The 2815-nt window shown below is 51.6% G+C and carries 2 protein-coding genes and 1 pseudogene; 1 reads left to right on the forward strand and 2 read right to left on the reverse strand.

Features of this window, described 5'->3' with window-relative positions; translation table 11 throughout:
• Both AC1DIS_RS29860 and AC1DIS_RS29865 read right to left on the reverse strand, forming a co-directional pair.
• A pseudogene (locus AC1DIS_RS29860) lies at nucleotides 1-183 on the reverse strand (hypothetical protein); the annotation flags it as partial.
• A 265-nt stretch (nucleotides 184-448) separates the two neighbouring features.
• On the reverse strand, nucleotides 449-1105 hold the full coding sequence (locus AC1DIS_RS29865; protein WP_477748734.1) for a VOC family protein: 657 nt from the start codon (nucleotides 1103-1105) through the stop codon (nucleotides 449-451).
• 827 nt (nucleotides 1106-1932) lie between these two features.
• On the opposite strand from AC1DIS_RS29865, the gene AC1DIS_RS29870 reads away from it, so the two are divergent.
• Nucleotides 1933-2619: a hypothetical protein gene (locus AC1DIS_RS29870; RefSeq protein WP_086946032.1), complete on the forward strand. Its 687-nt coding sequence runs from the start codon at nucleotides 1933-1935 to the stop codon at nucleotides 2617-2619.
• The last annotated feature ends 196 nt before the right edge of the window (nucleotides 2620-2815 follow it).

Genomic DNA, 2815 nt, shown 5'->3' on the forward strand with positions numbered 1-2815 from the left:
AGGAAACACCGTCGATAGCACCTGAGTAGCATTTCTCCATGGTGAGGAAACACCGTCGATAGCACCTGAGTAGCATTTCTCCATGGTGCTGATAGACACTGGTAAGGAGGTAGTAATCTCGGGGGTTGGGCTCAGGCCTGTTGGTTTGAAATTCTTAGTAGCAAAAGTGGCTAACGCTTCCATTCACATCCGTCCCTATCCAAATGAGTGAGGTTCTCATTCTAGTCCACAGCACAGCACGCACTGAGCCAAAAAACGCTCTACGGAGCTAAGCCTATTTCCATCTATGTGGCAGCAACTTCGCAGAGCCATATCGGTTTTGGGGGGGAGCGTACTCATAAGCTCCCGGCCAACCGCGCTGCTGAATCTAAACTTCAATGACGTACACACCAGCGCCCCCAGCGTTGGGATCAGAACGAGATGTCGGCTGAATAGTTAGGCCAATCCATCACCAGTTCATAATCATCGGCAACCCAGGACGGAAATCGTGTGTCTGGCCACTTGCGCCATGATCGATTTCCAATACGACCAGATGCTCATCACCATAAACAATTTCAAATCCTTTCAGCTGATTTGCGCAGTTCGCAGGGGTAGAAAAAGCTTGGCTGTTGGGGGTGCTAACTCGCACAGATGTAATGTCGCGAAAGCCGTTGGGATGTTCAAACGGCTGCGCTCGCTCAATCGGAGCCTCATCTGGTCTCTTGGCAAACGAAAGAAAAAACCACATCGGTTCGGATACAGGCGCACGCCCCACGTCGACTTTCAGGGCAGCTGGTAAGTAAACAGGTCGATATTCCCAGACCGGAAATATTGGCTTCTCGCCTACGGTGGATGGTCTGAAGCAAATTCCAAAGGGCGCGGCGACTCCATCTGCGCACTTGAGTCGGTCAAAGAGTTGGGTTGGCGCCGTTAACTGACTTTGAGCTTCTGATTCATCGGTGAGATGTAAAAGCTCAATGAAAGAATTTCGGAAGAAGAACCTTCTATTGGCAGTGCCTTGGCCTGGGTGTACGTTTGGCGTCCCTTCAGCGAGCCCGAGGGCTTTCAGAGCGTCAGCGCCTCGCCCGTCATCACTCACACAAATAAAAATGTGATCTATTTCCATCGTTAATTCCCTTTAATCCTGTGATTTGATTGCCCAATTATTTGGCGGAAGGTCAGCAACTTCACTCGCCCGATGCGTAGGCAGCCGCGTGAGATCGAAGAGTTCCTACTTCATAAATGGAGCGAATCACATTCGGACTGGATTGGTGAGCGCTACGCCTCGAATAGGGCGATTCCAAGCGATGGGTGAGAGTAGGAATACTGTGGCAAGGAAAGCTACCTGGGACAGGTAAAACGGCTCCAGCCATTGTTGATTCAACGCGACGTATAAAGTGTTATGGGTCACGTCGACCAAAATAATCGCTAACGTAAGCACGATTCCGGCTCTTGGCTTGATGAACAGTAGCAATGCTGCGAGCGGGTCAAAAAACGTAAGCGCCCCCCAGAAAATACGGCTAGCCAAGTAAGCGCTAGGCCCGTATCCGTAGTCCCAGAGCAACCCATGCGAAACGTCTGCACGAATGTGATTAGCGGTTGCGATGAAAAGGCAGCATGCGAACAAAATTCTGACGGCGAATGACAATTTTGGCATAGCGTTATCTACATTCGTGATCTACGCCATGCATGATAGCGGGATCGACCAACGACGCTAGCCGTTGCAAGCCGAATAGGTGTGATCGCTGAATAACTTCGTGTCGGGATGGGCGGCTCTCGGCCAGCCAGTTACGCTCGCGCCCACTACAAAATCAGATATGGAAAGTCTACTCAGCAGCTGATTTGATGGCCGGTCATAGCGTCTGAGAAATGGCTTCAACTCGACCATCAGGAAGTCCCCCATGATACTCGTGGGGCAACGCTCAGCCTGACTACTTTAAGGAGATCAACATTTTGACGGACCGCATCGCAAGAGAGGAAAGCCTCCGCAGCTTCAGAAAGTATCTGCGTATCGACGCTGCCCTGTTTATAGCGAGCATGGTGGGAGCTTTTACCCTTAGCGGTTTTGCGCACCTGGAGAAATTTTATCTAACACTGGATGTGCCGATTGATCGGGTGAGCATCAGCGCGCAGCAGTTCGTGGCCTACGGAGCCGCCGGGTTTGGGTCCTTCCTTGCAGCTCTGGTGTTCGCAATGGCTCTGGTCGGAACAGTAACCCTTCTTTTGGTACTTTTTGAGAAACCAGGAAACGACACGGGCAAGCCCGTCATAGTGCCGAAATGGATGGCCAACATGCGCGACCGGGCTGTTGAAAATCGAGGCGCGTTTGTGGTTGTCGGCTCCATTTGCATACTCGCGTTTCTGCTGATGTCTGCTTGGTATCTCTTGGTGCGGGTGCCATCGAACGCAGGACGGGCGGCGGCGCTGGAACTCGCTTCAGAATGTATTGTTCGCCAAGTGGTTTACGCAAATCTCGACCAGTACGAGGGATGCCAGGTAGCAGAGTCTGGCGACATGCTCTACTTGCTTAAGCGACACCACGCTGACTCAATGGGCGTTGAGTTCCATACGCTTGAATTACCGAAATCAGGCCTGAAAAGTGTTACAGGGCAAGTGCAGAAACTCACGTATAAGCAATGACCTCTACATGCCTAGGTGGGTGGATTACGAAGAGTGGAATTGCATTCGCTATAAATGCGCTGCGTGGAGCCGCGATGGTGTCATCCCCACCGTAAGCGTCCGGCTAACGCACCTTACGTACGCCTAGCACTGCGCGCGTTTAGGTATCTGTAAGCACGAAACCCATAAAAATCAGGAGTTCGCATGAGCCATAGAC

The organism is Pseudomonas sp. 05N433 (assembly GCF_056396925.1).

Bases quoted from the DNA above. Each gene is read 5' to 3' on its own strand.
- AC1DIS_RS29865 (WP_477748734.1), bottom strand. From the start codon at position 1,105: ATGGAAATAGATCACATTTTTATTTGTGTGAGTGATGACGGGCGAGGC.